The sequence below is a fragment of the Porphyromonas macacae DSM 20710 = JCM 13914 genome, assembly GCF_000379945.1.
Taxonomy (GTDB): Bacteria; Bacteroidota; Bacteroidia; order Bacteroidales; family Porphyromonadaceae; genus Porphyromonas; species Porphyromonas macacae.
This window is the reverse complement of record NZ_KB904153.1, coordinates 1-25,922: the sequence shown is the minus strand read 5'-3', so window position 1 is coordinate 25,922 and position 25,922 is coordinate 1. Positions and strand designations below refer to the sequence as shown.

General features: G+C 37.0%; 22 protein-coding genes and 2 pseudogenes. 4 read left to right on the top strand and 20 right to left on the bottom strand.

Annotated features, from left to right (window positions below; all coding sequences use genetic code 11):
• Nucleotides 1-104: 104 nt before the first annotated feature.
• The 4 genes from A3GI_RS0109470 to A3GI_RS0109455 are packed head-to-tail and all read right to left on the bottom strand — an operon-like array spanning nt 105 to nt 4,640.
• Nucleotides 105-1,535 (bottom strand): MFS transporter, encoded by a 1,431-nt coding sequence (locus A3GI_RS0109470; RefSeq protein WP_018361213.1) that lies wholly within the window; start codon nt 1,533-1,535, stop codon nt 105-107.
• Nucleotide 1,536: 1 nt separating this feature from the next.
• Nucleotides 1,537-2,838: a bifunctional folylpolyglutamate synthase/dihydrofolate synthase gene (locus tag A3GI_RS0109465; RefSeq protein ID WP_018361212.1), complete on the bottom strand. Its 1,302-nt coding sequence runs from the start codon at nt 2,836-2,838 to the stop codon at nt 1,537-1,539.
• A gap of 29 nt (nt 2,839-2,867) precedes the next feature.
• Complete coding sequence (locus A3GI_RS0109460) at nt 2,868-4,133, bottom strand: adenylosuccinate synthase (RefSeq protein WP_018361211.1); 1,266 nt, start codon at nt 4,131-4,133, stop codon at nt 2,868-2,870.
• Nucleotides 4,134-4,160: 27 nt separating this feature from the next.
• A complete protein-coding gene (locus A3GI_RS0109455) occupies nt 4,161-4,640 on the bottom strand; it encodes a transcriptional repressor (RefSeq protein ID WP_018361210.1) in 480 nt (159 codons plus the stop codon).
• A 591-nt stretch (nt 4,641-5,231) separates the two neighbouring features.
• On the opposite strand from A3GI_RS0109455, the pseudogene A3GI_RS11015 reads away from it, so the two are divergent.
• A pseudogene (locus A3GI_RS11015) lies at nt 5,232-6,199 on the top strand (primase-helicase family protein); the annotation flags it as partial.
• A gap of 469 nt (nt 6,200-6,668) precedes the next feature.
• Here A3GI_RS11015 and A3GI_RS0109425 read toward each other — a convergent pair.
• The 4 genes from A3GI_RS0109425 to A3GI_RS11755 form a co-directional block, all read right to left on the bottom strand.
• Nucleotides 6,669-7,460 (bottom strand): class I SAM-dependent methyltransferase, encoded by a 792-nt coding sequence (locus A3GI_RS0109425; protein ID WP_018361206.1) that lies wholly within the window; start codon nt 7,458-7,460, stop codon nt 6,669-6,671.
• 65 nt (nt 7,461-7,525) lie between these two features.
• Nucleotides 7,526-8,251: a peptidase E gene (locus A3GI_RS0109420; RefSeq protein ID WP_169333233.1), complete on the bottom strand. Its 726-nt coding sequence runs from the start codon at nt 8,249-8,251 to the stop codon at nt 7,526-7,528.
• Between the two features lie 343 nt (nt 8,252-8,594).
• Complete coding sequence (locus A3GI_RS0109410) at nt 8,595-9,572, bottom strand: hypothetical protein (protein WP_018361203.1); 978 nt, start codon at nt 9,570-9,572, stop codon at nt 8,595-8,597.
• Between the two features lie 133 nt (nt 9,573-9,705).
• Nucleotides 9,706-9,882 (bottom strand): hypothetical protein, encoded by a 177-nt coding sequence (locus A3GI_RS11755; protein WP_018361202.1) that lies wholly within the window; start codon nt 9,880-9,882, stop codon nt 9,706-9,708.
• Nucleotides 9,883-10,066: 184 nt separating this feature from the next.
• On the opposite strand from A3GI_RS11755, the gene A3GI_RS11680 reads away from it, so the two are divergent.
• A complete protein-coding gene (locus tag A3GI_RS11680) occupies nt 10,067-10,243 on the top strand; it encodes a hypothetical protein (RefSeq protein ID WP_018361201.1) in 177 nt (58 codons plus the stop codon).
• 42 nt (nt 10,244-10,285) lie between these two features.
• Here the strand turns inward: A3GI_RS11680 and A3GI_RS11010 are convergent, their stop codons facing one another.
• The 12 genes from A3GI_RS11010 to A3GI_RS0109340 form a co-directional block, all read right to left on the bottom strand.
• Complete coding sequence (locus tag A3GI_RS11010) at nt 10,286-12,574, bottom strand: GumC family protein (protein ID WP_040575361.1); 2,289 nt, start codon at nt 12,572-12,574, stop codon at nt 10,286-10,288.
• Between the two features lie 13 nt (nt 12,575-12,587).
• Complete coding sequence (locus tag A3GI_RS0109390) at nt 12,588-13,373, bottom strand: polysaccharide biosynthesis/export family protein (protein ID WP_018361199.1); 786 nt, start codon at nt 13,371-13,373, stop codon at nt 12,588-12,590.
• A gap of 45 nt (nt 13,374-13,418) precedes the next feature.
• Entirely contained in the window at nt 13,419-14,123 is a 705-nt protein-coding gene (locus A3GI_RS0109385) for a WecB/TagA/CpsF family glycosyltransferase (RefSeq protein ID WP_018361198.1), read from the bottom strand.
• A gap of 15 nt (nt 14,124-14,138) precedes the next feature.
• Nucleotides 14,139-15,239, bottom strand: a complete 1,101-nt coding sequence (locus tag A3GI_RS0109380) for a glycosyltransferase family 4 protein (protein ID WP_238320021.1) — start codon at nt 15,237-15,239, stop codon at nt 14,139-14,141.
• Nucleotides 15,240-15,328: 89 nt separating this feature from the next.
• Nucleotides 15,329-16,447, bottom strand: coding sequence for a glycosyltransferase (locus tag A3GI_RS0109375; RefSeq protein ID WP_155809458.1), 1,119 nt, complete (start codon nt 16,445-16,447; stop codon nt 15,329-15,331).
• A 67-nt stretch (nt 16,448-16,514) separates the two neighbouring features.
• The gene (locus A3GI_RS11005; protein ID WP_169333232.1) at nt 16,515-17,414 is read right to left on the bottom strand and encodes a glycosyltransferase family 2 protein; all 900 of its coding nucleotides are present in this window, start codon (nt 17,412-17,414) and stop codon (nt 16,515-16,517) included.
• Nucleotides 17,407-18,738, bottom strand: coding sequence for an O-antigen ligase family protein (locus tag A3GI_RS0109365; RefSeq protein WP_018361194.1), 1,332 nt, complete (start codon nt 18,736-18,738; stop codon nt 17,407-17,409). The genes A3GI_RS11005 and A3GI_RS0109365 overlap by 8 nt, the downstream gene beginning before the upstream one ends.
• Nucleotides 18,739-18,752: 14 nt before the next feature.
• A complete protein-coding gene (locus A3GI_RS0109360) occupies nt 18,753-19,898 on the bottom strand; it encodes a glycosyltransferase family 4 protein (RefSeq protein WP_018361193.1) in 1,146 nt (381 codons plus the stop codon).
• A complete protein-coding gene (locus A3GI_RS0109355) occupies nt 19,895-20,935 on the bottom strand; it encodes a GNAT family N-acetyltransferase (RefSeq protein ID WP_018361192.1) in 1,041 nt (346 codons plus the stop codon). Before A3GI_RS0109355 ends, A3GI_RS0109360 begins: the two co-directional genes overlap by 4 nt.
• Nucleotides 20,936-20,950: 15 nt before the next feature.
• A complete protein-coding gene (locus A3GI_RS0109350; protein ID WP_018361191.1) occupies nt 20,951-21,691 on the bottom strand; it encodes a PIG-L deacetylase family protein in 741 nt (246 codons plus the stop codon).
• Entirely contained in the window at nt 21,688-23,232 is a 1,545-nt protein-coding gene (locus tag A3GI_RS0109345) for a lipopolysaccharide biosynthesis protein (RefSeq protein ID WP_025079610.1), read from the bottom strand. The genes A3GI_RS0109350 and A3GI_RS0109345 overlap by 4 nt, the downstream gene beginning before the upstream one ends.
• Before the next feature lie 45 nt (nt 23,233-23,277).
• Nucleotides 23,278-24,417, bottom strand: coding sequence for a hypothetical protein (locus A3GI_RS0109340; RefSeq protein ID WP_018361189.1), 1,140 nt, complete (start codon nt 24,415-24,417; stop codon nt 23,278-23,280).
• 638 nt (nt 24,418-25,055) lie between these two features.
• Here A3GI_RS0109340 and A3GI_RS11675 point away from each other — a divergent pair.
• Both A3GI_RS11675 and A3GI_RS11885 read left to right on the top strand, forming a co-directional pair.
• Nucleotides 25,056-25,202 carry a hypothetical protein gene (locus A3GI_RS11675; protein ID WP_018361188.1) on the top strand — a complete coding sequence of 49 codons (147 nt, stop codon included), beginning with the start codon at nt 25,056-25,058 and terminating at the stop codon, nt 25,200-25,202.
• Nucleotides 25,203-25,805: 603 nt separating this feature from the next.
• Nucleotides 25,806-25,922, top strand: a pseudogene (locus tag A3GI_RS11885) (DUF4372 domain-containing protein); the annotation flags it as partial.

The window sequence follows — 25,922 nt, the reverse complement described above, 5'->3', positions numbered from 1 at the left end:
AGGTGTAATTAAAAAAATAAAGTTTTTCTTCTCGTTATTGCTAATGTCCCGTCCTAATCAGGCATTACAGAATTTTGGACGGGATATTAGCAATTAATAATACATTATTTTGATTTGATATTGGGCTCCTCAAGACCATATCCTTTTCGTTTGTCTTCAACCTTCAGCCAAAGAGCCAGAAGAAGAGCTGCAACACCGAGAGCAGCAAACAAAAGCATGGGCTTGGTATAGTTATATTTCAAAGGATCCTCGATGCCCGGATTGGAATTGCGAAGTACGCTTCCAATAATCATAGGGAAAGAATAGAGACCGATATTCTGAATCCAGAATATCACAGCATAGGCCGAACCTAATATTTTACCATCCACCAATTTAGGTACAGAAGGCCAAAGTGCGGCAGGCACCAATGAGAACGAAATGCCCAGCAACACGATTGCGAAGAATGCAACAAAAGTAGACGCACCTCCAAAATTCGGCAGGAAAGCAAAAATCAAGTGACATGTAATCATCAAAACTGCACCGAAAATAAGCATTGTGGCTCCCTTACCCTTTTTGTCCAGGAAGTTTCCCAGGAAAGGAGTAATAATAGCAGCTCCGATTGGGAAGAAGAAGAAAATCATACCGGCATTTTTTGCAGTAATACCCAGATTACACTGAAGCATATTGATAGCATACTTCTGGAAAGGGAAAATCGCAGAATAATAAAGCACGCATAAAAGGGCTACAATCCAAAATGTTTTAGATGAAAAAATACGTCCGAGGTCTTTAAGCTGGAACGGTTCATCTTTCTCTTCAATGGATGCGCCTATTTGATGGTCTAATCTCTTATCCATCATAAAATAGAAAACGAAGCAAAGGAGACCAATTAAAATGAGGAAAGCTGTAACCAACACAGGACGGGAAACTTCATCTACTCCGTTTAACGAAGCCAATACCGGACTGAGAACAACAATGATGGCCACTCCGATACGTGCAATAGCCATTTCCAGACCCATGGCAAGAGCCATCTCATAGCCGTTAAACCATTTTACAATAGCCCGTGATACGGTTATACCTGCCATTTCGACACCGCAACCGAATATCATGAAACCCACGGCTGCCATCTTGGCCGACGCGGGCATTCCTTGAAAAAACGGGGTGATATTCCACCAGGCTGCAGGAAGATTCAGGTTGTTGTTAAACCATGTTTCTACCCCACTGCCCGGGAATAAGGAAGAAACGGAAAAATATTTAATAAAAGCACCGATAACCATTACAACACCGGACAAGATCGCAGTGCGCCGCACACCGATTTTATCCAAAATGATACCGGCAAAAATAAGGAAGAAGAAAAAGACATTCAAAAACATTTCCGAGCCGGCAAAGTTACCATAAGCTACAGGATCCCACCCTCTGGTTTCCTGAAGTAAACTTTGTAAAGGTGAAAGTACATCCACAAACATGTAAGCAAAAAACATCATGGATGCCAATAGGACGAGTGCCGTCCAGCGCGATTTGGGGTTATCCCTCATCGTCTTTTTTACAAATTCTGTCATATTAAAGTTTTTTTAAATGAATAATAAATTCTGATACAACAAAATTGCTCCCACCTACATAGATAATGTCTTCCGGCTTTGCTTGCGCCAAAGCGGTCTCATAGGCTTTTGCAATGGTATTAAAAGTTTCTCCTCTAAGGTTATATACAGAAGCTCTTTGTGAAAGTTCTTCTGCATCAAGAGCTCTTTTTATATTCGGGCTTATAAAATAATAAACGGCATCTTGCGGCAATAGTCTTAGCACTGCGTCCACATCTTTATCGCTTACCATACCAAACACTATGTGCAGTTTGCAATGCGGGGTGTGTTCAAGCTGTGCCACTGCCTCCTTGATTCCACCTTCATTATGCGCAGTATCGCACACAACCAGCGGACGATTTTGTATAATCTGCCACCGTCCCATAAGTCCGGTATTTCGAGTTACCCGCGCAAAACCATCAATAATTTCCTGTACTGACAGCCTTACTCCGCATTTGGATGACAAAACTTCAATAGCCATCAACACGGTTCGAGCATTCAACCATTGAACCTCTCCCATCAATTCGCCATCGATACTTCTGATATGCGGCATCGTATACTGCCATCGACCGTTAGCCGATCTCCTGTATCGATATCCCTGCAACTGATCCGCAAAAAAGATTTCGGTCTGTACTTCGGCGGCTCTCTCTATAAATACATTGCGCACATCACTATCTTCTGCCTCACCGATTACTGCGGGTATGCCTTCCTTGATGATACCGGCTTTTTCCGAAGCAATTGCAGGTAAAGTTTTCCCAAGAAACTGCGTATGATCCAAAGAGATGTTGGTAATAATGCTAAGAATCGGACTGATAATATTAGTACTGTCCAAACGTCCGCCCATACCAACCTCGATAATGGCATAATCCACGTTGCAATCCCTGAAATAACAAAAAGCCATGAGGGTGGTCAACTCGAAAAAAGAAGGTGCATATTCTTTCACCAAAGGTTTGCACGTATCAACAAAATTGCAAACATAATCTTCGGAAATCATTTCTCCGTTTACGCGGATACGCTCACGAAAATCTACCAGATGAGGAGATGTAAATAACCCCACCTTATATCCGGCTTCCTGAAAAACAGAGGCCAAAGTATGGCAAGTAGAACCCTTTCCGTTCGTACCTGCCACATGTATACTCCGAAATGCTCGATGAGGATAGTCATAATACCTATCCAAAGCAAGCACCGTTTCTAATCCCGGCTTATAAGCGGATGCTCCAACATGCTGAAACACAGGTGTTGAATTATAAAGAAACTCAACAGCCTCTTCATACCTTGTACTCATTCGATTTTTAATGAATGGTGCAGATTCGATTAATGGCGGATGATTGTTTCTTCACGATCCGGCCCCACGGATACGATGTAAACAGGTATTCCCAATTCCTTCTCGATAAATTTAATGTAGTTCTTGAAATTTTGTGGGAGTTGATCTTCCTCTCGCAAACCGGAAAGTTTCTGCTCCCAACCGGGCAATTCGATGTAGACCGGTTTTACTTTTTCATTCAATTCGAAAGGAAATTCCCGGGTCTCCTCTCCATCAATATCGTATGCCACACATACCTTAATTGTTTTGAAGGTATCCAGCACATCGCTTTTCATCATAATAAGTTTGGTAACACCATTGAGCATACAAGTATACCTTAGGGCGACCAGATCAATCCAGCCGCAGCGACGTTTACGACCGGTAACAGAACCGAATTCATGACCTATATTACACATCCGGTCTCCTGTCTCATCAAATAATTCGGTGGGGAAAGGACCGGCACCAACACGTGTACAGTAAGCTTTGAAAATACCGTATACCTCACCTATATTTTTAGGTGCAACACCTAAACCCGTACAACAGCCGGCACAGACCGTATTACTCGACGTCACAAAAGGATAGGAGCCAAAGTCGATATCTAACAACGAACCTTGAGCACCCTCGGCCAAAACGGATTTACCTCCAACCAAAGCATTGTTAACCAGAAATTCGCTATCGACAAACTTAAACTGCTTCAGATATTCAACAGCCTCAAACCATTTGGCCTCTATACCGTTATCTTCTATCGGAAAGTCGAGGGCTTTCAATGTTCTAATATGTCTGGCTTTTGCCATCTCATATTTTTCAGCAAAATTATGCTCGATGTCTCCAACCCTCAACCCGTTTCTACTAACTTTATCGGTATAAGTGGGGCCAATACCTTTCCCTGTAGTTCCAATCTTTGCCCCACCTTTTGCTTTCTCATTGGCTGCATCGAGCAAACGGTGTGTAGGCATAATCAAATGAGCCTTACGGGATATAACCAGACGTTCGATTATGTTGTGTCCGCTTTTTGCCAAAGCTTCTGACTCTTCCTTAAATAAAAGCGGATCAAGTACCACACCATTCCCGATTACATTAATTTTATTACCCTGAAATATTCCACTGGGAATAGAGCGAAGTACATATTTTTCACTATTAAATTCCAAGGTGTGACCGGCATTAGGGCCTCCTTGAAATCTTGCAACCATATCGTACTTTGGAGTTAAAACGTCCACTATTTTTCCCTTGCCTTCATCTCCCCACTGTAAACCGAGGAGTACATCTACTTTTTTCATTGAGTATGGTGTTTATATTTATCGTTCTTATTTCTTTTTTATTTTTTTGCATTTAATACAAATCCCATAGAGAATGATTACCGGATTTGTCACATTAAAGCGGGGAGGTACAATATGCTTTATTTGAATCAGCTCCCTTTTGCGCTTATAAAAAGAAATATTTCCACATCGCCTGCAAATCATGAGCATGTTACCGGATGTGCGGTAAGTAAAGCAATAATTACTTCCTTCGGCTGTTTCCGGCAATTTAATTAAAATAGATGCTTCTTCAAATAAATTCAACGCATTGTATATTGAATTACGAGAGGCCACATATCCCTGGGTGCTGTGATGTGCATAAAGCATCTGAGCATTAAAAGCCGGATGTGTGTACTCAAGATCAAGAGCCGATTCCAATATTTCATAACGCTCCGGAGTGTTTCTTAATTTATTCAGTGTAATAAACTCTTTCAAACATCCGGAAAGCTCTTTGAATTGCTTTTCCCAATGAATCTCTTGTCTAAGCATAAATAAAAGTTACCCTCCATGTAACCTTTACAAAAATACATTTTTTCTTTCTGTGTCCAGACCTGTTTATTCCTAAAGATGAGCAATACAGATAAGATAATGCAATATGTGGGTTTCACAACGAATATTTATCTCATTAAATATTCTTCTAAAAACATCACCTTCAAATCTACATTAATTTAATAGAAGGAGGGAGGGGGTGACGTGTCCTGAAAAAAGTCGACAGTTGGGGAGGTTGAGTTCGTGATTGAAAAATCTTTAGAGATAATTACTTCTTCTTTGGCCTACCCGAGTGCCAACGAACCATGTTCAACTTTAGGTTCATTTTGCTCATCGGGGTAATGCGCATTCCCCCTCTCCGCTAGGGCTACCCCCTGCGGTGTGTTTTTTCTTTTTTCAATTGCCCTTACTAAATCTCCACCGATTTATCCCCCTGTTTCTCATATTTCTCACTCCGTACCTCTCTGTTTACCCCTGTTTTTTCATGCTGTTTTTCTTTCACCGTTCCACACCATTATTCACAAGTGAGTTTCGGAACGATGTCCGCAACTTTGCACGATGCTATATATGAATCATTTAAGTAAGAAAGAAATGAATAAGAAAAACAATGACGGGCTGTTGAAAGAAACACCCGGCAAAAGAAAAGAGGAGAAAGAGGACGGGGCTTTCGTCAGTGTGGGCACAACGCTCTACAAGATGGTAAGCCTGCCACTCGTCGGACGCGGTTTTGTAAGGAAGCGCATCGTGTGGAACAACGAGACGCTACGGCAGAGACTATTTGGCAACCATCCTTAAATATAACGGTTTCTGCACTATTACCGACCATGTGAACTATGAGCGCGTGATAGGCAGTTTCCTCTGTCTCTACGAGCCGACGAGACACCGGCCGAAGCAAGTTGCATTTCTCCATATAGAGGCATTGACAATACACATCTTCGGAGAGCAGTACGAACTTGGCATGGACTACCTGCAACCGCTCTACCTGCACCCCGTACAGAAACTGCCCATCCTGCTGCACGTATCTGAGGAACGCAACACAGGCAAGAGTACACGCCTCAATTTCCTCAAAACCCTTTTCGGCAGCAATGTAACCTTCAACACCAACGAGGACCTCCGAAGTCAGTTCAATTTTGACTGGACAGGGAAACTGCTCATCCTTAGTGGACGAGGTACTTCTTGACCGCAGGGAGGACAGCGAGCGGCTCAAGAACCTCGGCACGCCCCTCTCCTACAAGGTGGAAGCGAAGGGCAAGAACAGGAACGAGATTTCATTCTTCACCAAGTTCGTACTATGCTCCAACAACGAGCGTCTGCCTGTCATCATCGACGCAGGGGAAGCACGCCATTGGGTAAGGAAGGTGGGGAGGATGGAAAAGGACGACACGGACTTTCTATAAAGGATAAAGCAGGAAATACCTGCCTTCCTCTTTTCCCTTCAACACCGTACGCTCTCCACAAAGAAAGAGAGCCGTATGTGGTTCAGTCCCGAACTCATCCATACGCATCCCCTAAGCAGGATTATACGGAGCAACCGCAACAGGACGAAGGTAGGGATGGCGGTAACCTGGGAACTGCATCAGCGTGAGGTCGGCAATCTCAGGCGCATCATCGACAAGGCGAAGGAGTGGTTTCCCATGCTTGCCGAATTTCTCTGTATCGAAAAGCTTTGCCGTTCGGACGGATTGTCAGGGAAACACACGGACGAACTCCTGCAAGGCAAACTCTTCGTCGTTACAGGAAAACTGCAATCGGGCAAGTAGAGGCAGTCGTTCGCCGTTGAGAAAGCAGGCTTGAAGGTGAGCAGGGAGGAAAGGGACAGAAAGACCGTACTCCACCTGCTCGTGGACAGAATGCCGATTGCCACATGGTTCAAGGGGCAGTGGGAAAGGTCAGTCCAGAGGATTTTCCCGAATGAAAACAGGGTACAAAAAGTAAATCATGGGCGAAGAATGTAAAATAGAATGGCATATAGCAAGCAACAACATACTCGTTATATGCCATTCTTCTGCGTCAGTGTTATAGCAGTATCTATCCCTGAGCAACGAGAGAAAACAGTATCGGTATCATTCCTTCTTTACCTTTTATACGATACTTTCCATTGTCTTCTTGCATATTTCCAAACAGATTAAAGGGCGAATGGTCGTATTCCTGAAAATCGACTATGCGCAGACCGCTATGCAGAAGACCTTGAAAGACTTTGCACAAGCCATGATTCCAAGTTATCTCTTTGTATTCTCCACCTGTTCCCGAAATGTCGGTATAGGTTTCAGAAACGCTTATATAGGGTTCTTCCCTTGAATAAGCGGACTCTATCATCTCAAACCGTGTGTCAAACATCCATAGAATTGGATGAAACTCTACCATCACAAACTTTCCATCTGGTTTTAGACACCTTCTTATAACTGCTCCCCATTCCTTGAGATTGGGAAACCAATTGATGACACCGTAACTTGTAAAGACGATGTCGAACGAATCATCCAGATACTCGGGCAGGTCAAAAAGATTACAGCAGACAAACTTTGTGTCAGTTCTTGATTTATCTGCAAGCAGTCGAGCTCTCTCTATGGCTTCGTCCGAGAAGTCCACTCCTGTAACCTTAGCCCCCATACGGGACAGGGAGATTGTATCCAGCCCGAAATGACACTGCAAGTGCAAGACTTTCTTTCCCTCTATGTTTCCGAGACACTCCAATTCTATAGGGGTAAGTGACGACTTCCCTTCCAAAAATCCTTTGACATCATAGAAATTTGAATTGTAATGCTCCCCCGTCTTTTGATTCCAACTGTTTCTGTTGATTGCTATAAAATCATTGCACTCCATTGTTCACTGATTTATTTCTGTTTCTATATAGGTTCGACTGGAATTTGTTATTTATAAAGTTTGTTTCACTTTTGCCGTATGGTCACACTATCTCCCACAACGACAATTGCTTGCTGGTTAGTAATTGGCTTCAATGGCAAGTGTATATATTCTTGCACGACCGACCATGTCTCCTCTTCAAAAGGAAAATTTCCAAAATGTGGAACGGGATAGAATTCCACAATATTAAGCCCCTTGAAATCTGAAGTCTGTGAAGGAGGGACATCCATCTTTCTGGCGTATTCGATGTTGGGAGAAACAACCATTGCTCCTGCCGATTCTCCAATATATGGTTTGCCGTTTTCCACTTGTTCGACAATCAGTTTGTCTGCTCCTGTCCTTCTGAGTTCCTTCATGAGTAAAAATGTGTTGCCCCCCGAAACATAGATATAGTTGCAGTCTTCCAGACACCGTGCAATTTCCTTCGTGTCGTGCTGCGTAATTTCCAATTCCCTCACGACAAGCCCGAGGGAGTCAAGTGCCACTTTTCCATCCTCAACATATTGGGTATATTCCTCGTGGATACTTGCGGTTGGGATGAATGCTACCGTCTTTCCTTTCAATGGAATAGAAAAAGACTTGGGCAAAAGGGAAGCCACATCATGAAAAGATGAGCATAAAAAGATTTTTTTCATTGAAAAACTATGTTTTGGTGAATGGCGATTTGAGTTATCAAACATCATGGCATATACAGCCAAGATGAATGCAAGAGAGAATGCAGTAAAAAGAATTATCGGCAATTTACGCTTCATTATTGTCTTTATTTGTGTGGACAAAGAAAAAGATACTTATAATTCTCCGAAAAGAAAGCATCTGCACCTTAAAAGTAGTGTAAAAGTTTTGTCGGATAACAAAAAAACGAGCAACCCTTAAACCGAAAAAGAGTTTCAAATGCAAGCAGAATATAGCAAACCATAGCAAATGGAACGGTTGACAAATCGTTACCCAAAAATCAGGTAATTGTGCGAAAGGCGCTTGTACAAAGGATAGTCGCTTTTCTATCCAAAGTTATGGAAATAGATTGATAGTAGCTTTTCAACAACTTTAATTAATCTGTCGTTTTGTATTTATAGCCACATAAAGCACCATTCTGCGTTATTTCTCCTTGCGAAAATTAGAGTAATTAATTACGAGAGATAATGATTTCAAATCCTCATTACGAGCATTGGGTACGAGATCGATTTTAATTATTGATGGGATTAATTTTTTCTTATGAAGCCCAAACTCGGTATCTAACAAATAAGATGCACTATACTCGGATGACGATGTTAGTTGAGTTTTAATCCTATTGATAAAGCCATCTTTATCCAAAGAAACTATACATCTAAGTTCATCGTCTTCTTGTAAATTCCAAGGCATTTCCTTTTGTTTTCGAATAGAGAACTCCCACAACTCAAAACCATCAATACTCCCCATGTATGTGCAATAAAAGTTTTTTCTATCACTTTTGTGACAAAAAGCATTTGCCATCAAATAGCTAACTTCAGAAGCTCGTTTCAATATGGTGAGTAGCTTAGCATTATATGAAATCACTTCTGAGATAACTAAACTTGCGCTGTCTATATCTGTTTGGTTACGACATGATGTTCCCAATGCATGGCCGGTATAGAAATGATCTGTTTTATTGTTCTCGTTTAAGACAAAGTCCAAATCAAAAAAGTATGTGCGATAGTAAGGTAGAAGTAAATTCTTTTTTCTCTCCTGAAAGTATTTTTCTGCAGAAAATTTGCTTGGAACAACTATTATAGGGTCAAGCAGATATGAATCCTCTTCTAAATTCACATTGATTAGTTTATCAGAGAAGTGAATACTATCTAACTGTATTTGAGTTGTTTTATACCCCATGTATTTCACTGTTATTAAATCATGTAGAGCAGTAGAGTCAAAAGAGACTTCTACAGTTCCATCCTTTGTCCCTACCCTGTGAAAATCATGCCCTATTATAAACTCAGGATATGGCAGTCTGTTTCCTTGTGTGTCGAATACAGCTATAGTTAGCTTTCTTTGAGCATGAAGTTGTGCTATAAAGCACGATGTTAATAAAAGGAATATATAAAATCTATTTCTTTTCATTGCTGAGTATATGATTGATGGTTTTAAACTAAACAAGGGTTCTTACGATATAAGACCCCTTACTAAAACCCTCGAGTAAAAGCTTTTTATTCTGATGTATAAACAGCAAAATAAGGCCTGTCACTTCAGTTAATCAAAAAGGAATTTCAAGGCCTGGAGCCCCGTCCTTCTTACCATATTCCTTCATCCATTTACAAATGTCAGACAATTTCTCACCAATCCAGTCAATAGCATCTTCGAACCATGTGCCACCTTTTACTTCTGATAATTCTTGATTAGTAAAAACATCAAAATCTTTAGTCTTCATCATAAAGATTACTGTTAAAATGTTACTATTCTTTCATTTGCAATCATATCAAACGATTACTATATATGGATCAGAAAGTACAAATTCTTTTTCAACAAAACAACAATAGCGTTTAGTTAATTATCAAGATCGAAGCATATTTTCTTATCTTGATGTGTACTGACGTGTACTGAAAAAAATCTGCCTGATGGTTGAAAATTCTTCAGGCAAAGAAAAAAAATCCAAGTTAACTTCGTTGAAAATCCATCAGGCAAAGAAAAAAGTCCTTCAAGTAGAAGTTTTTCAATTTCTGCCTGAAGGACTTTTAGAATTATCAAAGAAAGCCGCTAATCTGTATTCCTTATCCTATAAAATGGGAACTTAATTATCACAAAAGATTTACCCAAACAAAAATTATAAACTCTCTCTATCCATTAAATACAATAGAAACGTTTTGCAGTATCCCTTGACTGATTAATTCATTGACCGTTGAGAATTGGTCTCTCTTTACGTGATTATCACGACAAACATATAAAGTTGCATCTGCAAGATCCGATATGACAAAAGCATCTACCACATCTTCTCCCACCGAAACGGTGTCAATAATCACGAAGTCAAACTTCATTTTAAGCTCTTTTACTATCTCCTGTAATAAAGGCAGCTCCAACAGTTCAGTAGAGTTAACAGAATTCTTTCCGGCAGGAAGTATGAAAAGATTATCATGATAAGTTGACGTTTGAATATAAGAATCGTAATTTCTATTACCTGCCAGAAGCATATCGCTTAACCCGGCCGATTGTTCTTTCAACCCAAAAACATTGATCAATTGCGGATTACGCATATCCATGCCTATTATCACAACCTTTTTACCCAACAGAGACAAGCTGGCTGCCAGATTTGATGCAATAAAGGTCTTTCCTTCGCCCTTCACCGTAGAAGTTACCAAAACGACTTTATTGTTTTCCCTTTTCAAAGCAAGTCTCAGATTTGTTCTTATTTTTCTGAAAACTTCCGATAAAGGCGTATTATCTTTTTCTTTGATAACGATTTGCAGCTTTTTCAAATCTTTAATCCATGGTACTTGAGCAAAAATGGGTATTGCGGTCAATTTTCGGATATCTTCAACAGAAGAAATTTTTGTCTTGAAGAAATTCAAAAGTAAAAGAATTATGACAGGAATCAATATGCCGAGTATTAAAGCGATCAGTCTTACTGTAAAAGGATTTGGATTGACAGGTTTTCTGCTCGCTATGGCAGGATCTATAATGCGGGCATTATCTGCCGTGGAGGCCAGTTTTATATTATTCTCCTCTCTTTTCTGTAACAGCATCAGATAAAGGCTGGACTTGATTTCCTGTTGACGTGAAATATCCGTCAACTCACGTTCTTGAGTAGGGGCATTCAATATTCTCCCTGCAAGTTTACTCGCATGAGTATCTATATCCCTCTTATTAATTAATAAACTTTGATAAACGTTATTAATAGAAGTCAATATATTTTCTTTTAAGGTTTTCAGTTCTTCCGTTTTTCTTACCACCATCGGATTTTCCGGTGTAGATGATTCCAAATAGCGGTTTCGCTTCAAAAGCTGTTCATTATAGTTGCTTATAAGGGTCGTTAAAGTAGTATTTTCGATACCTATATTTGCCGGAATAACCTGATCATTATTCTGTGGATTATAAACATACTCTCTTAAGTATTTGACCAGCTGTAACTGCGTATTGATTTGTACACGCTCCTTTTCGGCACTCGCATTACCGGAAACAACATTCTGGAAATCACTCAAATTAGTAAGACCGGCAGCTTTCTTGGTTTGTTCCAATGCTGTTTCCGCATCTCCTAATCCATAAGCGATAATCTTTATACGTTCATTGATAAAATCATCTGTTTTCTGAGCAATCAGATTTTTATCCATATCAGCCGTACGGTTGTACATACGAATGAATTCATTTACAAAATCTTCTCCTCTTCTTCTATGCGTAGACTTGAATTCGATGTTAACAATCGAGTTGGTATTTTCCTTTTTTAAGATAGATAATGCATCTAAATAATCGTTTACCAATTGGTCGAGGGCATGAACCACAACAGAGACTTTACCGGATTTAACAGAAGGAACATCGGGTTTCAGAGCTATTTGAATCGGTCCAACCGGAGAATCCAAAACATAAGGACATGCTACAACTCCGGTTGTTATTTTCTTTTCACCGATGGAGCCATTGACTTCTATCTTATTTACATCCGGTATTCTGATTTCAAGGGCAAAATCCGATGAAAGTTTATTTAGATTTTCTTCTCCCATAGTTACAATAACGGGAGATTCCGTATAAAGATCTTTATGACTTAAAAAACCGTCTTTCGTGGTATAAGTAACAAATGAACCCGTCGCAAGAATAGCTTTCTTCATAACCGTTTTTGAACGCATGATTTCAATTTCATCGCTCACACTATTCGCCGGAGCTAAAAAACCGATATTGGACAGATTTACACCTTGAGGCGCAGGGTTGATTTTCGAATCCGTTTCACGTATTAAAGCTGTTGCACTAATGGTATAGACTTTTGTCGAATACCACAGATAAAAAGAGGCACAAGCCAGACAGAACAGTATGGACAATAAAAACCATTTCCATTTATCCATCAAAACAGACAGCATTTTTTTCAGAACAATATTATTGTCTACTTCAGCCTTCATTATATTATTCGAACTATATTCTCTCATTGCTTTATTCTATTTACAAAATGGTAACTAAAATGCTTACTAAACCGGTCAATAAAGAAAGAGTAGATATCCAAAACGTAGTATTATCGCTGACCAGTGCAGAATTTGCCTTCACCTTGCTGGGTTCAACATACACAACATCACCTTGTTGCAAGTAATAATAGGGAGAATTGACAATATTAGCATCGGTAATATTGAGTAAAAAAAGTTGCTTACCGCCATTTTTATCTTCTCTCAACAATTTGATATTTTTTCGATTGCCATAGATAGTCATATCACCGGCTAAAGACAAAGCTTCAAAAATATTTACCTTACCATTCTCAATAGAATAGACTCCCGGATGGGTAACTTCTCCCAACACCGATATCTTATAATTCATAATTCTTACATGTACAGTAGGATTATTCAGGTATTTAGAGAGCTTCTCTTTTATCATTTTTTCTGCTTCTCGCTCTGTTAAACCATTTACATAGATTGCCCCTATTACAGCCAGCTCGACCTCCCCTCTGTTATCGACGAGATATGTAAGCGATCCGGTCTTTCTTTCAGATTCAGGAGTTTCAACAGTCACTGCACTCAAATTAAAAGGAGCCGAGAGTTCGGGATCTGCACTTTTAATTTCAATAGACAAGATGTTTTTAGGCTTTATGGTTGCATCGAAAAGTACATTTTTAGTACTGATTGCATTACCATATATATGTTTATTCTGTAAATAAACGACTTCTTTTAAGTTACTGCAAGAAGACAAAAACAAAGTAACAAATAGTATTACCCCAAAATGTATAAAATACTTTTTCATAAACTTATTTCAAATCTATTAAACGATAAATAATCCATTAAAATATTATCTCAAAAAATCCATGATAAATATTGGTGTCGAAACAAAGTTCCGTCTCCACATTCTTTTAGGCTCTTTCAATAGCCTTCCGAGCCATTCCAATTTACATTTTATCATCCACTGAGGCGGACGCTTCTTCGTACCGGCAAAAAAATCAAAAACTGCACCTATACCGGAAATCATCTTCACATTCAGTTGCTTCTTATTTTCATCAATCCATTTTTCCTGTTTGGGGGCGGTCATTCCCACAAAAAGAACATCGGGTGAAAAGTTGTTTATTCGCCTGATCATTTCTCGATTTTCTTCAACGGAAAAAACCTCTTTATAGGGAGGAGAATAAGTATCTACAAGAATATTCGGATAAAGGCCCGCCATTTTGGATTTGATGATACTAAGTGTTTCCGGAGATGCTCCCAAATAGAAAATTCTTCCTCCACAAATATTCAGTTTGTCCAAAACCATTTGATGCAAATCAGAACCGGCAATTTTTTGTGCATGAATACCATGTCGTCTCTTTATAGCCCAAACAATTCCCTCACCATCTGGTAACAACACATCACTACTCAACAGAGCTTTTTTGAAAGCAACATCTGCTTTTGCCGTAACATACGAATGAGGATTAATCGTATTTACTACTGTTTTTTCTACCGGAATACCGGAAAAAACATAGTCTATAGCTATCCTATATGAGTATAATACCACTTCTTTCATATTTATTAAGTTTTATTATTGGACTTTTCTCTGCAAAGTATTTTCAAAACTTCTACCCGAGTTTACCAAACAGCCTATTAACTCCATCCATTTTTTTGCTATTATTTCAGATGAATATCCTGTTTGCAGCTTCCGGTAGGCCCTTTCTCCCAATTCTTTTACCTCCTCGGGGGAATTCCACAAATACAAAATTTGTTTCTCTAAATCATCTTCATCATTGGTATTAAATAACCTCCCAATACTGTTTATTCCTTTGCCTATGATTTCCGTGAAACCTCCATGTTCGGGGCAAATTACAGGCTTATGCCATCCGGCAGCCTCCAATATAACCATTGGGAAGCCTTCATAACATCGACTTGGAATAACCAAAAATTTTGCATTACGAAAAAACCCATCCAAGCTTTTTTGATCAAGTTGGCCAAGAAATTTCACATTCTCAGGTATATCTCCAGCCATATCACCTCGTATTTCTCCGGCAAACTGAAAATTTAACTCCGGATGTAAACGAGCAATTTTCACTAATCGGTCAAATCCTTTTTCATAGCTTAACCGGCCTACATATCCAATATATTTACCTTCGGAAAAAGTATGCTGTGGCGGAACTTCTATCGAGTTCGGTATAACAACGATTTTGTCTCGTTCAAAACCCGCTTCGATCAATTTGCTCCTCTGAAAATCCGTCAAGCAAGCAAAAACACTTACATTCTTCCTATACGCCCCACTCTTCCTTGCAACATAGTTACGGATAGCATAACCAATAGATTTAGCAAAAGATTTTTCACAATTAAAACGAATACAATTCAACTCACACCCGGAAACAAGACATGCCTCACACGGTACCCCCTTTCTCATAAAAAGTCCCGTAGGACATATCAAGCGGTAATTGTGTACAGTCATTACAACCGGTATTTTCTGTTTTTTACACTCAAAAAGAGCGGCCGGAGATATTAACGGATATAAGTTGTGAACATTAATAATATCCGGCTGATATATTCTTATAGCCTCTCTTAATCCTTTGACACCTGAATGGGAGTAAATTCCGGAGATAAATCCTCTGATCTTACCCTTAACTCCGGTTAAAATCTCAGAAGAGCATCTATACTCAAAAACTTCCATTCCCTGCTGCATAAATAAGGCCTTCATCCGTTCTACGACAGATTCTTCACCGCTGGGCTTGCCATAATCATTATGTACAATAAGGATTTTCATATCTGTTTATATCTTCCTTTCCAAAGATTCAAAATAAGTTTATCCCAAATGTTCACACTCTTTTTCTTATTCCGATATGCATAATCGATAGCTTTCAACATCTCTTCGGCAAATCGATCTATACCCCAATCTGAAATAATCTTTTCTGACGCCAGCCCTAATTCTCTTCTCGCTTCTTCGGAAAGATTAAAAAAAACATCCAGTTTTTTCTTCATGGAAGTACCATCATCTTCCGGATTAAAAACATAACCATTTACACCATCTTTAACTAAAACTTCGGTTGCTCCGCATTTGCTGCTTGCAATAACAGGCAAACCGGCAGCCATAGCTTCATTGATAACCAGTCCCCACGTATCATATGTACTTGGAATAATAAAAACAGATACACGTTTATACAATTCTCTCAATTCCGACTGCTTCATAAAAGGAAGGAAACGAATGTTCTGATCAGATTCTGCCAAACATTTCAGATTCTTTTTTTCCGGACCGTCTCCAACAATCAAAAGCTCATAATCTTGTGTGTTACATTCTTGAAAAACACGAATCAGAAAATCTATATTTTTACGTTTAACAAGTCGGCCGACTACAACCATTTTCGGTTCTCTGAGTATGATAGATTCATCGGATGATTTCCAAAAATTATTATCAACTACATCTATACCATAAAAAATTTGCTCTTTTTTAAATCCCCATGAAAATGCTGTTTTATCCCAGGGAGATGCCGGATAGACAACAGAATCCACATTACGATATATCCTTTTTTTTATAAAATTCACAAAAAATCCACGTGGGACATCTTCGACTTTGGCATCATCAAATATTACAACACCTTTATGGTTTTTCTTTGCCCACATAACAGAAATTGCCCCGGAAGGAAAAGCAATGGCCCCGGCAACAACAACATCCGGATTAAGCTCTTGTAAATTTCTTATCAACAAAGGCTTAATTTGAGAAGAGGATAAATCTTCCATTTTCTTTTCGGGAAATAAAATTCTCCAATGTCGTGTGAGACTGGTCTCACAACCGGCAAAAGCATAAGGGCTTCCCTTACCGGCAATCTCGATGACATATAGCTCAAGACCTTGTTTTTGGGCTATACGTTCCAAACCTTTCAATCTGGCCGGCCAATATATGCGAAAATCCGTATGAACAATTACCACTTTTTTCATCATCTAAAAAGTATTAATTCCGAAAGATGCATTTAAGAATACCTCTTGTAAAAAGAGGGGGCATATGGTTTAATAGATACCATACACGTACCTTAAGAGTAGGTTTTGCATAGGATTTTATGTATCTATAAGACATATCAGCCTCGTGCTTCATTTTCAATCTTACAAAAGTGGCCATACGCATTTTATGCCATAAGGCCACATACTCTTTTAACCCTTTGATATAACCATATTCCCGATATAATCTTCCGAGTTCCTCACCAACCAAATCAATCTTATCCGGAATCTTCCCCGGAACAATCATCTGAATACTGGGGAAATTATATATGGCCAACTTTTTTGATGAATAAGCAATCGGATATCGGCAAGCTAACTTCGCCCATGTAATAAGATCCTCACCCAATGTTACACCTAACAGAAAGCCTCCCAAAGCAATCAAAGCTTCTTTTTTTATAAATACAGAAATCGATGTTATAAGAGGAGAAGAAGACGAAACAATTTCAAAATAATTATTTATCACCCCATCTCCCTCAATATTCAAATGAGAAAATAACGGGTCACGCAACTTCCCATCTTGATCTCTTAAAATATATCCGGTTGCACATACTGCCGCTTGAGGATATTTTCTCGAAAGTTCTATTTGGGTCTGTAAATACTCCGGTAACCACTCATCATCCGCATCCAAAAAAGCGATCCATTCTCCTTTCGATTCCTTAATTCCTCGATTACGCGCAGCAGAAACACCCAAATTCTTCTGATGAATCAATCTAATTCTTGAATCAGAGATTTTCTGTACTTTTTCTACACTACTATCTGTAGAGCCATCATTGACTATTATAACCTCAAAATCCTGAAAAGTCTGCCCCAGAACAGAATTCAGCGTGTTACCGATTTGATGTTCTTTGTTATACAAAGGGATTACTACTGATATCATTTTTTTGTCTTCTTTTTAGTCCCAACATCATTCCATAAAACCCAAAAGGATAAGCAATAGTAGCCATTGAATAGTTTACGACATTGTCTGTTAGCATTGTTAGAAGAACACCTCCCATAGATACACCGGCAACAATAGCACTGACACGTACAGCATAAATATTATTATTCTTTGAATATTCTATAAAAGAGTGAGAAATAATAAACAATGCCATTGTCAGATAAAGGACAATACCGATCAAGCCATTATCACATAATTGCTGTACAAAGTCATTATGCGGTACTTTCAAGCCTCCGAATACATGATTTTCATACATATATTTTTGTGTACTTCCCGTTCCGCTTCCCAATAGTTCTCTTCCTCTGAAATGTTTTTCCAAGAGCTTGGTCCACATAACGAAACGACCGTTGCTATTGATATCATCTATTGTAACCTTTCCCTCCATAAAGTCTTCGGCATTGATATCCTTATTCAAAAACATCTTCTTTTTTACTTCAGGAGAAAACAATAAAACGGAGAAAAACAGAATAAAAAGACCTAAAAGCAAAGGCAATGATTTCCATCTGTAACGAAAAAAAATAAAAAGACCTAAGGCAGCAGAAGAGCCAATAATACTTGTACGAAACCCCAATACTATACACGGTATAAAAAACAGTACAGCTAAAATAATATCCTTTATTTTCCTTCCATAAAAAATATACATAGCCAATGAGAATACAATCATGCTAATGTAATTTATGGTAACAGCAGTACCATACCAGAAAACCCCGGGAATAAACCTGTCCCATTGAATAAGTTTATAGGAATTTGTTAATATAACCACCAACGATATCAATGCAACAATACGTGCATATAATCCGGCTTTAAGAAAAACTTCCTCATCACGAACCACGGACGATACAAAAAGCATCAACAACAAAGGATAAGAGTACTTTAAAATAACACGTATGCCATAGGTAGCAGACGGGCTGTAAAATAAACCGATAAACAACCATAGCATATAAATCAGATACAATATAACCGGTATATTTATTCCAATTTTCCGATTGGCTATATAGAGACCTATAATACAGAACAATTCAAGTACAAATAACCTTATGGCCATTAGATCAAGGCCACCCAAATCTGTAGAAAAAGCAAGTAATCCGGTAGCAAAAATCAATAATAGAAACAATTCCGGCCCGGTAAACAGCAAAACCCTTCTCTTATCGAAAGAACTACGGACTTTACCTTCTCTCTGCAAAAGAAGTTTCAAACTAAAAACTGAAATAATAATAAAATAGATGTAATTAAGAAAAGCCATTTGCGAGATTTTAACTATGTAAAAGAATTGTTTTTTCTTTTTTTATTATATAATTTCTGATACAAATCATTGAATAAATGACTATAATGAATAAAGCAGAATTTACCGACATAAGCCCTTGCATTCTCCGACAAATGCTTTAATCTTTTTTGAGAACAAACAAGCAGATTAACTTTTTCCACAATATCTTCAATGGAACCCGGTTCATGTAACAATCCAACCTGACGATTCTTTACGACCTCAGGTAATCCTCCCACATTTGCTGCAACAACCACACAACCACGTGCCATCCCTTCAATAGCAGTGAGGCCGAAGCCTTCGCTTCGAGAAGGAACAAGAAGTATATCTATCTGATCATAGAGAGCAGGTAATGCTTCATGCGGCTGTTCGCCAAAAAAAGATATAGAATTGCTAATATTCCGTTTCTCAGCATCTGCTTTCATTTCATCCAGTAAACTGCCATCTCCCACTACAAATAAACGGATAGAAGGATGCAATAGCAAAACTTCTGCAAAAGCCGGAATAACCAAATCCATACCTTTAATAGGCTCCAAACGACTGACAACACCTACGGTAATAGTTGTATTTCGTACTTTGGAATCTTTTTTAATACAGATATAATCGGGTAATGCATTGTAAATGGTAAAATGATTACGTCTCTTCAAAACCACATCTTTCGTATACAATAAAGAAGAACCAAAAAAAGACTTCTCTGCTTCAAGTGTTATACAAGTAAAAGCTCTGACACAAAATTTCTGAATAAAACGAACCAATTTGGTACTTTTATATATCTCGGCTGTCGTATGCAAAGTGGCTATAATATTACGTACACCTAATATCTTAAGCAACAAAACAGGTAAGGCTCCGGGAGCCATATATTGAATATGAACAACATCAGGCAAATATATTTTGAGTATTTTTCTAAACCCTTTGTAGAGAAAAGGAATTTGAGATTTCCCTTCCATACGAACACCATCCGGACTCAAACAATGTACCAAACTACCCATCTCTTCACAGCGTCGGACCATGTAAGAGTCATATTCATAATAACATAAAATAAGCACCTCATGGCCGTACTCTCTCAATGCTCTTACTAAGTTGAGCGTCTGTATTTCAGTTCCTCCTATTAAGAGACAAGGTATACAAATAAGTGTTTTCATTTTCCTAACAATTTTCTTAAACCGACAAAAGACTCTTTAATATAAGAAGATAGACAATGGTTCAATACATACCTCTTATATATATACTTATAACCACTACTCCAGCCATTTTTATAAGTTTCAGCCCCCTTTAAATGATCATATATTTCATAGTTCAAACCCACAGCTCTGTTTATTAAGTAAAATAAATGGACTTTAGAAGGAGAATATCTATGATATTCAGGATCTCCCATTGCCATGTAATAGTAAAAAACTTTTTTGTACTCAAACCCCAGATTCCAAGCTATGGCTTTATTATTGATATCCAATGTAGTAAAATGAACGACTCCGGCAGGCATACCCAGCTTAAGCAATTTTTCATGGAAAAGAGGTGCTTTATACGAATTAGGCCATCTATTCGTATGTATTCTCATAAAGGTATTAAATTCCACCTCAGCCTCTTCCCATGTATGGTATTCTCTCATTGTCAACTTTCCGAAGTCTTCTTCCAACTGTTTTGTTTTTCGTCTTATATCTTTCCGCAAAGAATGGGAAAATGATTTCAACAAATCTTCCGAATTACGGAAATCTTTTAAATCCAAAAAAGGACAGACATCATCCTTATGCCATTGAGAACCGGTCTCCATATCTTGAATTCCCAAAAACTCAATGGCATCTATTTTGTTATATTTATTTTTTAGAAAGGTTATTAACTCTGTCCAAAAAACAGATTTCTCTTTAATCGGATATTTAAAAATCGGATCATGATAATCATAATCGCTATAACCAACAGGAACTATAACCTTCTGAAAAGCCATCTTCCAATTTTTCTTCCACATTACCAAAGGGAATAACATCTCATTATCTCCATCTTTTCCGACTAAAAATAAAGGCTCCATCTCCCGAAGAGGGAGATAGGTTTCAATCCATATCTTCATCATAACAGGAGTAAAGAAAACGTGTGCAGTAGGAGATATCTCCAATAGGGATTCCCAGTAATCTAAAAAATCTTTATTATAAATTTCTTCCCAATTTTCATAAGCTGTAAAAGTCCACATATAAATTAATATCTTTTATTTTATTTTAAAATACAATTCATCTTTTTGTGTATTAGCTCTTAAAAGAATTGATGGAAGAACTCCAATCCATGGATTGCCTCGGGGAGATAAACTTGAAGTGTAATATTCAAGTATTCTCTTTTTATTTCTATGTTCATTCCTGGTCATTCTAAGCACATAAATACTCTTCCAATCAATCTTCCAAGAAAAATAGTACCAAAACCAAACACAATATTCGTATACTTCAGAAATATCGGACCACAATTCTTTAATAAGTGTTTTCACAACAACGTGATCACTCCATCCTTCTAAGCGGCTTGGAATGAAAACCTGGTCCGGATGAATTTCCCTCATGAGTGCATGAAGTTTTTCCACCTCAGGATGATTTAACTTCATTTTTCCATCCGGAAAATCAAGAAAGAAAAGTTTTGTAATTTTTAATCTATCAGTTACGTTACGTGCCAAACTTCTTCTTTCATTAATTATTTGATTTTTCGCATAATCATCTAATGCAGCAGATCCATCGGTTAAAATTATGATATAAACGTCTTTCCTCTCTTTTACAGCTCTTTGTATCAATCCGCAGCAGCCAATCGATTCGTCATCAGGGTGAGGAGCCAATATAAGTATACGCTTTCTTATTTGTATATCAGGTTTTCCCAAAACTTTTAAACCAATATATTTTACACGTAAATATCTCATTACATTTTTCATCTTGTGTTTCAGTAAAACAAAAAGCTCCATAACCATTCTCATTTATTTCTTAAAAAACGCCTTACAAAATTTTTCATATCAGTAGTCAATAAATAGAAAGAAAAGAATGTTATCAACACACATATTAAGAGACCAATAACAGCAGCAAAAAATAAACTGACAAAAGAATCATAAGGAGCTGACATTAATTGATATACAACGTAATCATAAATCTTAAAAGACAAAAACAAGGAAAAACATGTTATCAAGAAATTTACAGACCATTTTCTCCAATAACCTATAACAGACTTTTGGAATCCTTTTTTATATAGAAAATAAGGTTTCCATAGCATATATATACAGGCATAAGAAAGAATTCCACCGCATAAAATACCATTTAGGCCCCATTTATATCCACCAATAACAGAGAATGAAAGGTATAAAACCGTTTGTAGAATAGAAGCCCATATATCCTGAAATAACCCAAATCCATATAAAAAAGGTTGCATAGCCCCCTGTGTTATATATAAAAACAGACTGATAACAACAAGCCATAAAATAGATATTGCCATTATATATTCCGGACCTAACCACAAAGAAACAAAAGGCTCTGTATATTTTAGAAGTCCAAAAGAAAAAAATCCGGCAACGAAAAATTCTATTGTGTTCAACTCCCAAAAAATATTTTCAACCCTGCGTATATTTCCCTCTGCAATTAAATTGCCGATACTGGCACGAGTGCTTCCTAATATATGTTCTAAAACTTGAGTTAATTTATCACTGATTAACAAATAGTTACCATAATATGCAACTGTTTTAAGAGAAACAAAAGAGTAAATAAATAATGGTGCTGTTTGAAATTGTATGAACTCATTAATCTGATGGACAAATAACTGTTTGGTATATTTCCAAATTTCAGGATGTTTTTTCAACAAAAGTTTTCCTTGTTTTATATTGCTTTGAAGCCACGGATACACTTGGTGGATTTTCCAATTTAAAATCCACGAAAAAATAAAACCAAATATAAATTCTATTGTAACCCATAAATAATAGTTACGGGTATAATAGGCCGAAGTCATTTGAAGTATTGTTTTAACAATTATAGCACTCTGAAAATAAGCAGTAATAACGTAGCTTTTTTGATCAGCACCGAGTAGCAACTGCTTATAATTCAAGAAATAACTAATTAACGAACTAATCAAAAAGGTATAGAACGCAAAAAAAATCAATCTTTGGGAAAAATCCGTACTTAGAAATATCAATGGCAAAAATAAACTGAGAAGAATCCCACCCCCCAAAATAACGATGCCTATCCGACGATATAAATAACCCAATACAGAAACGACTTCACTTATCTGGTATTTGTTATTCTGATATAAAGGTTTATAAAGAGTATAACCAATGGCTGTACCAATTCCTAATTCTGCCAAATTCAAAAAGCCAAGAAGATTTTGCAGAGTAGTTATCAACCCTACAAAACTCACCCCCAAACAATCAAGAAAGATTTTTCGGGAAAAGAATGAAAGAACAAGTGTTATAAAATAAAAAAACAAGTTAACTCGAGCGTTGAGTAACGACTTTTTAACACGTGATTCCTGCTCCATCTAACTAAAAAATTATAAGCTCTAAAGGATTTATCAAGATCAAATTTATAAAATATCAATCGATGCCTCTTTTATTTTTTTATAATTATTCATCTTTTTTATAATTAAGTTAAAAACCAGCCAAATTACCACATATATTAAAAATATAGCATTTATATTAAGATAAGGAGCAAGATAAATACCTAAAAAAATAAACAAACAAGACATGACTATAATTATCAAGAGAGACAAGTGCATAGAAAAACCTGCTTTAATTAATCTATGGTGTATATGATTCATATCCGGATGAAAAGGAGAATGTTTACTTGAAAGACGCAAGAAAACAACATGTATTAAGTCAAAAACCGGAAGAATAATAGAAGTGAATGATATAATAAAGGCAGAACTGCAATCCTTATCAATAAAATTTTCATCAGCAGCAAGAGCCACAACAAAAAAACCAGACAGATACCCTAAGGTCAAAGAACCGCTATCACCCATAAAAATCTTTTTTCTAAAACCATTATATCCGCCAAAAACATTATATATAAAAAAAGGCACTATAACCCCAAGAGTAGCAGCAGCCACTATTGCCAGAATGTAATTTTCCAACCATATTGATAATGAAAGCATAACCAACATAGAACAAAAAGTCAGGCCGGATGCTAATCCATCTATTCCATCTATAAAATTTATAGAATTGATAATTACAACCATAATAAAAATGGTTAACAAAACTCCAAGCCATGCAGGAATTGTAAAAACACCAAGGATTCCATGAAAATTATCTATATATATTCCAAATAAAGGGGGAAGAGAAGACGCTCCTATTTGAAAAATAAGCTTATGCTTGTAAGTAGCTCCTACCAAATCATCATAAAGACCAACAAGAAATAAAAGAAATACACCGCATAGTAAAACATACAGTTGCAAACTAAAAATCTCAAATCTTTCTATAATATATTGATTATAAAAACTTAAAGCTAAACATATCGTCAATAAAGAAGCTATTGAAACAGATGAAGCAAAAGAAAATCCCCCTAAACGAGATACAAAACTATGATGTATTTTTCTAACATTTGGTATATCACACAAATTTCTTTTAGTAGAAATAATCAATATTTTAGGAATAATAATACTTCCTAATAATAATGAAATAACAAAGGCATAAACATACATCGCTTCAAGTGAAAATAAAAATTCCATCTTTTTGCTTGGTTTTATTACTATCTACATAAATTATCAAACATTCAAAAAGAGCATTCAATACCCAATATTATTAAGGAAAAAATCCAAACTCTATAATGATTTATTCCATTTTATTTTAGAGAAACACGAATAATATTCATTGATAAAATTTAACATTTATTAAACATATTTAAATTCCAAACAAGTGAAACATTAATATATACACTATTCAAAAACATATATTCTTAAAATAATTAGATATCCGACATTTATTAAACAATAACATCCAACTCTATTTCGAAATAAAAATCAAAAGAATATACTTCAACCAAAAACAAACAAAAAACAACTCACAACAAATTTAACATTTTATTTCAAACAAATGAATATTTAAATTGAAAATCAAAAAAGAATATAAAAATTGTTAAAAACAATTATAAAAATATAAGAGAGGGACTAAAAACACTGAAAACATCAAAAAACTTATGATAAATGGACAAAATAACAAATAACGTTTGTCCGATGGTGAGTGCATCCGCTCCAAACTTCGGTAGCGACAGCGTCCACCAAAGAACCCATTACCGAAGTTAGTCGTGATTGAAGATCTATGTGCAAGAATGAACCATATTTGTGTTGATTGTTAAAACTCTGAATTTTTGGCATTTTTAGAAAAACCTATTCAAGAGTATTTAGAAGTATTGGTGTACGGTAAAATTAAGGAAGTTAGAGATTTGGAACTAAAACCATTCATATTTCGCAAAAACAACCTTCTAAAAGGACATTACGAAGAAAAAGGAGCTTGACAATGTTAGAAATGACAGTATGGAAAAATACAAGCCCTCTAATTCAAATTCTCTTGTAATCTGCTATAGAACAGTAGTTTTTGAAGGTTCTTCGATTTTTTACCGGACAGCAATAATTGAGAAGCAATAATAGCAGAAACTGGAGAAGGAATTGATAGTAAAGATGAATATCCTTGGGATAAATTAAACGAAAAAGAAAAAAGTTTTCTAAGGGCATCCTATTGCAGCGAAGAAGTTCTTCGATAATAAAAGAGTGTTAAATGTCGCTAATGAAAAAAGTCTCCATAATGCAGTTGGAGATCATTGTCTTATATTGAACTGACGTTAAAATTCAGCTCCATCTTCAGCAACAGGCTTTTATCTCATCCAACCGGCAAGAAGGAGTTATCTCTCATACAGCCCCGCTGTTTTGTTTTTATTGGTGTCCGATAAAAATTTTTGAAGTAATAAATTAAGGGCCGGCTTCGGGAAATGAAGTCAGCCCTCTTTTCGTTACTTTGTTGTCGCCAAACCAATGATGAATAAACGTAATCATTTTCTTCGGAACAGCCTCTCTACAGCCAAGTTCTCTCACTCGTAGATAAGTCGTCAGTACTTCAACATAGTCGTAGACATTCGGGAGAACGCTATGTTAAGAGCTTTGATGCGTGGACACACTTAGTAGTCGTGATGCTCTACGCCGTTATTCATCGCTTTGATTCCTTGCGAGAAATTACAGCT

What these genes read in the sequence shown, in the direction of transcription:
- A3GI_RS0109470 (WP_018361213.1), bottom strand. Translation starts at nt 1,535, where the DNA reads ATGACAGAATTTGTAAAAAAGACGATGAGGGATAACCCCAAATCGCGC.
- A3GI_RS0109465 (WP_018361212.1), bottom strand. Translation starts at nt 2,838, where the DNA reads ATGAGTACAAGGTATGAAGAGGCTGTTGAGTTTCTTTATAATTCAACA.
- A3GI_RS0109460 (WP_018361211.1), bottom strand. Translation starts at nt 4,133, where the DNA reads ATGAAAAAAGTAGATGTACTCCTCGGTTTACAGTGGGGAGATGAAGGC.
- A3GI_RS0109455 (WP_018361210.1), bottom strand. Translation starts at nt 4,640, where the DNA reads ATGCTTAGACAAGAGATTCATTGGGAAAAGCAATTCAAAGAGCTTTCC.
- A3GI_RS0109425 (WP_018361206.1), bottom strand. Translation starts at nt 7,460, where the DNA reads ATGGAGTGCAATGATTTTATAGCAATCAACAGAAACAGTTGGAATCAA.
- A3GI_RS0109420 (WP_169333233.1), bottom strand. Translation starts at nt 8,251, where the DNA reads ATGAAGCGTAAATTGCCGATAATTCTTTTTACTGCATTCTCTCTTGCA.
- A3GI_RS0109410 (WP_018361203.1), bottom strand. Translation starts at nt 9,572, where the DNA reads ATGAAAAGAAATAGATTTTATATATTCCTTTTATTAACATCGTGCTTT.
- A3GI_RS11755 (WP_018361202.1), bottom strand. Translation starts at nt 9,882, where the DNA reads ATGATGAAGACTAAAGATTTTGATGTTTTTACTAATCAAGAATTATCA.
- A3GI_RS11680 (WP_018361201.1), top strand. Translation starts at nt 10,067, where the DNA reads ATGGTTGAAAATTCTTCAGGCAAAGAAAAAAAATCCAAGTTAACTTCG.
- A3GI_RS11010 (WP_040575361.1), bottom strand. Translation starts at nt 12,574, where the DNA reads ATGAGAGAATATAGTTCGAATAATATAATGAAGGCTGAAGTAGACAAT.
- A3GI_RS0109390 (WP_018361199.1), bottom strand. Translation starts at nt 13,373, where the DNA reads ATGAAAAAGTATTTTATACATTTTGGGGTAATACTATTTGTTACTTTG.
- A3GI_RS0109385 (WP_018361198.1), bottom strand. Translation starts at nt 14,123, where the DNA reads ATGAAAGAAGTGGTATTATACTCATATAGGATAGCTATAGACTATGTT.
- A3GI_RS0109380 (WP_238320021.1), bottom strand. Translation starts at nt 15,239, where the DNA reads ATGGAAGTTTTTGAGTATAGATGCTCTTCTGAGATTTTAACCGGAGTT.
- A3GI_RS0109365 (WP_018361194.1), bottom strand. Translation starts at nt 18,738, where the DNA reads ATGGCTTTTCTTAATTACATCTATTTTATTATTATTTCAGTTTTTAGT.
- A3GI_RS0109360 (WP_018361193.1), bottom strand. Translation starts at nt 19,898, where the DNA reads ATGAAAACACTTATTTGTATACCTTGTCTCTTAATAGGAGGAACTGAA.
- A3GI_RS0109355 (WP_018361192.1), bottom strand. Translation starts at nt 20,935, where the DNA reads ATGTGGACTTTTACAGCTTATGAAAATTGGGAAGAAATTTATAATAAA.
- A3GI_RS0109350 (WP_018361191.1), bottom strand. Translation starts at nt 21,691, where the DNA reads ATGAGAATGGTTATGGAGCTTTTTGTTTTACTGAAACACAAGATGAAA.
- A3GI_RS0109345 (WP_025079610.1), bottom strand. Translation starts at nt 23,232, where the DNA reads ATGGAGCAGGAATCACGTGTTAAAAAGTCGTTACTCAACGCTCGAGTT.
- A3GI_RS0109340 (WP_018361189.1), bottom strand. Translation starts at nt 24,417, where the DNA reads ATGGAATTTTTATTTTCACTTGAAGCGATGTATGTTTATGCCTTTGTT.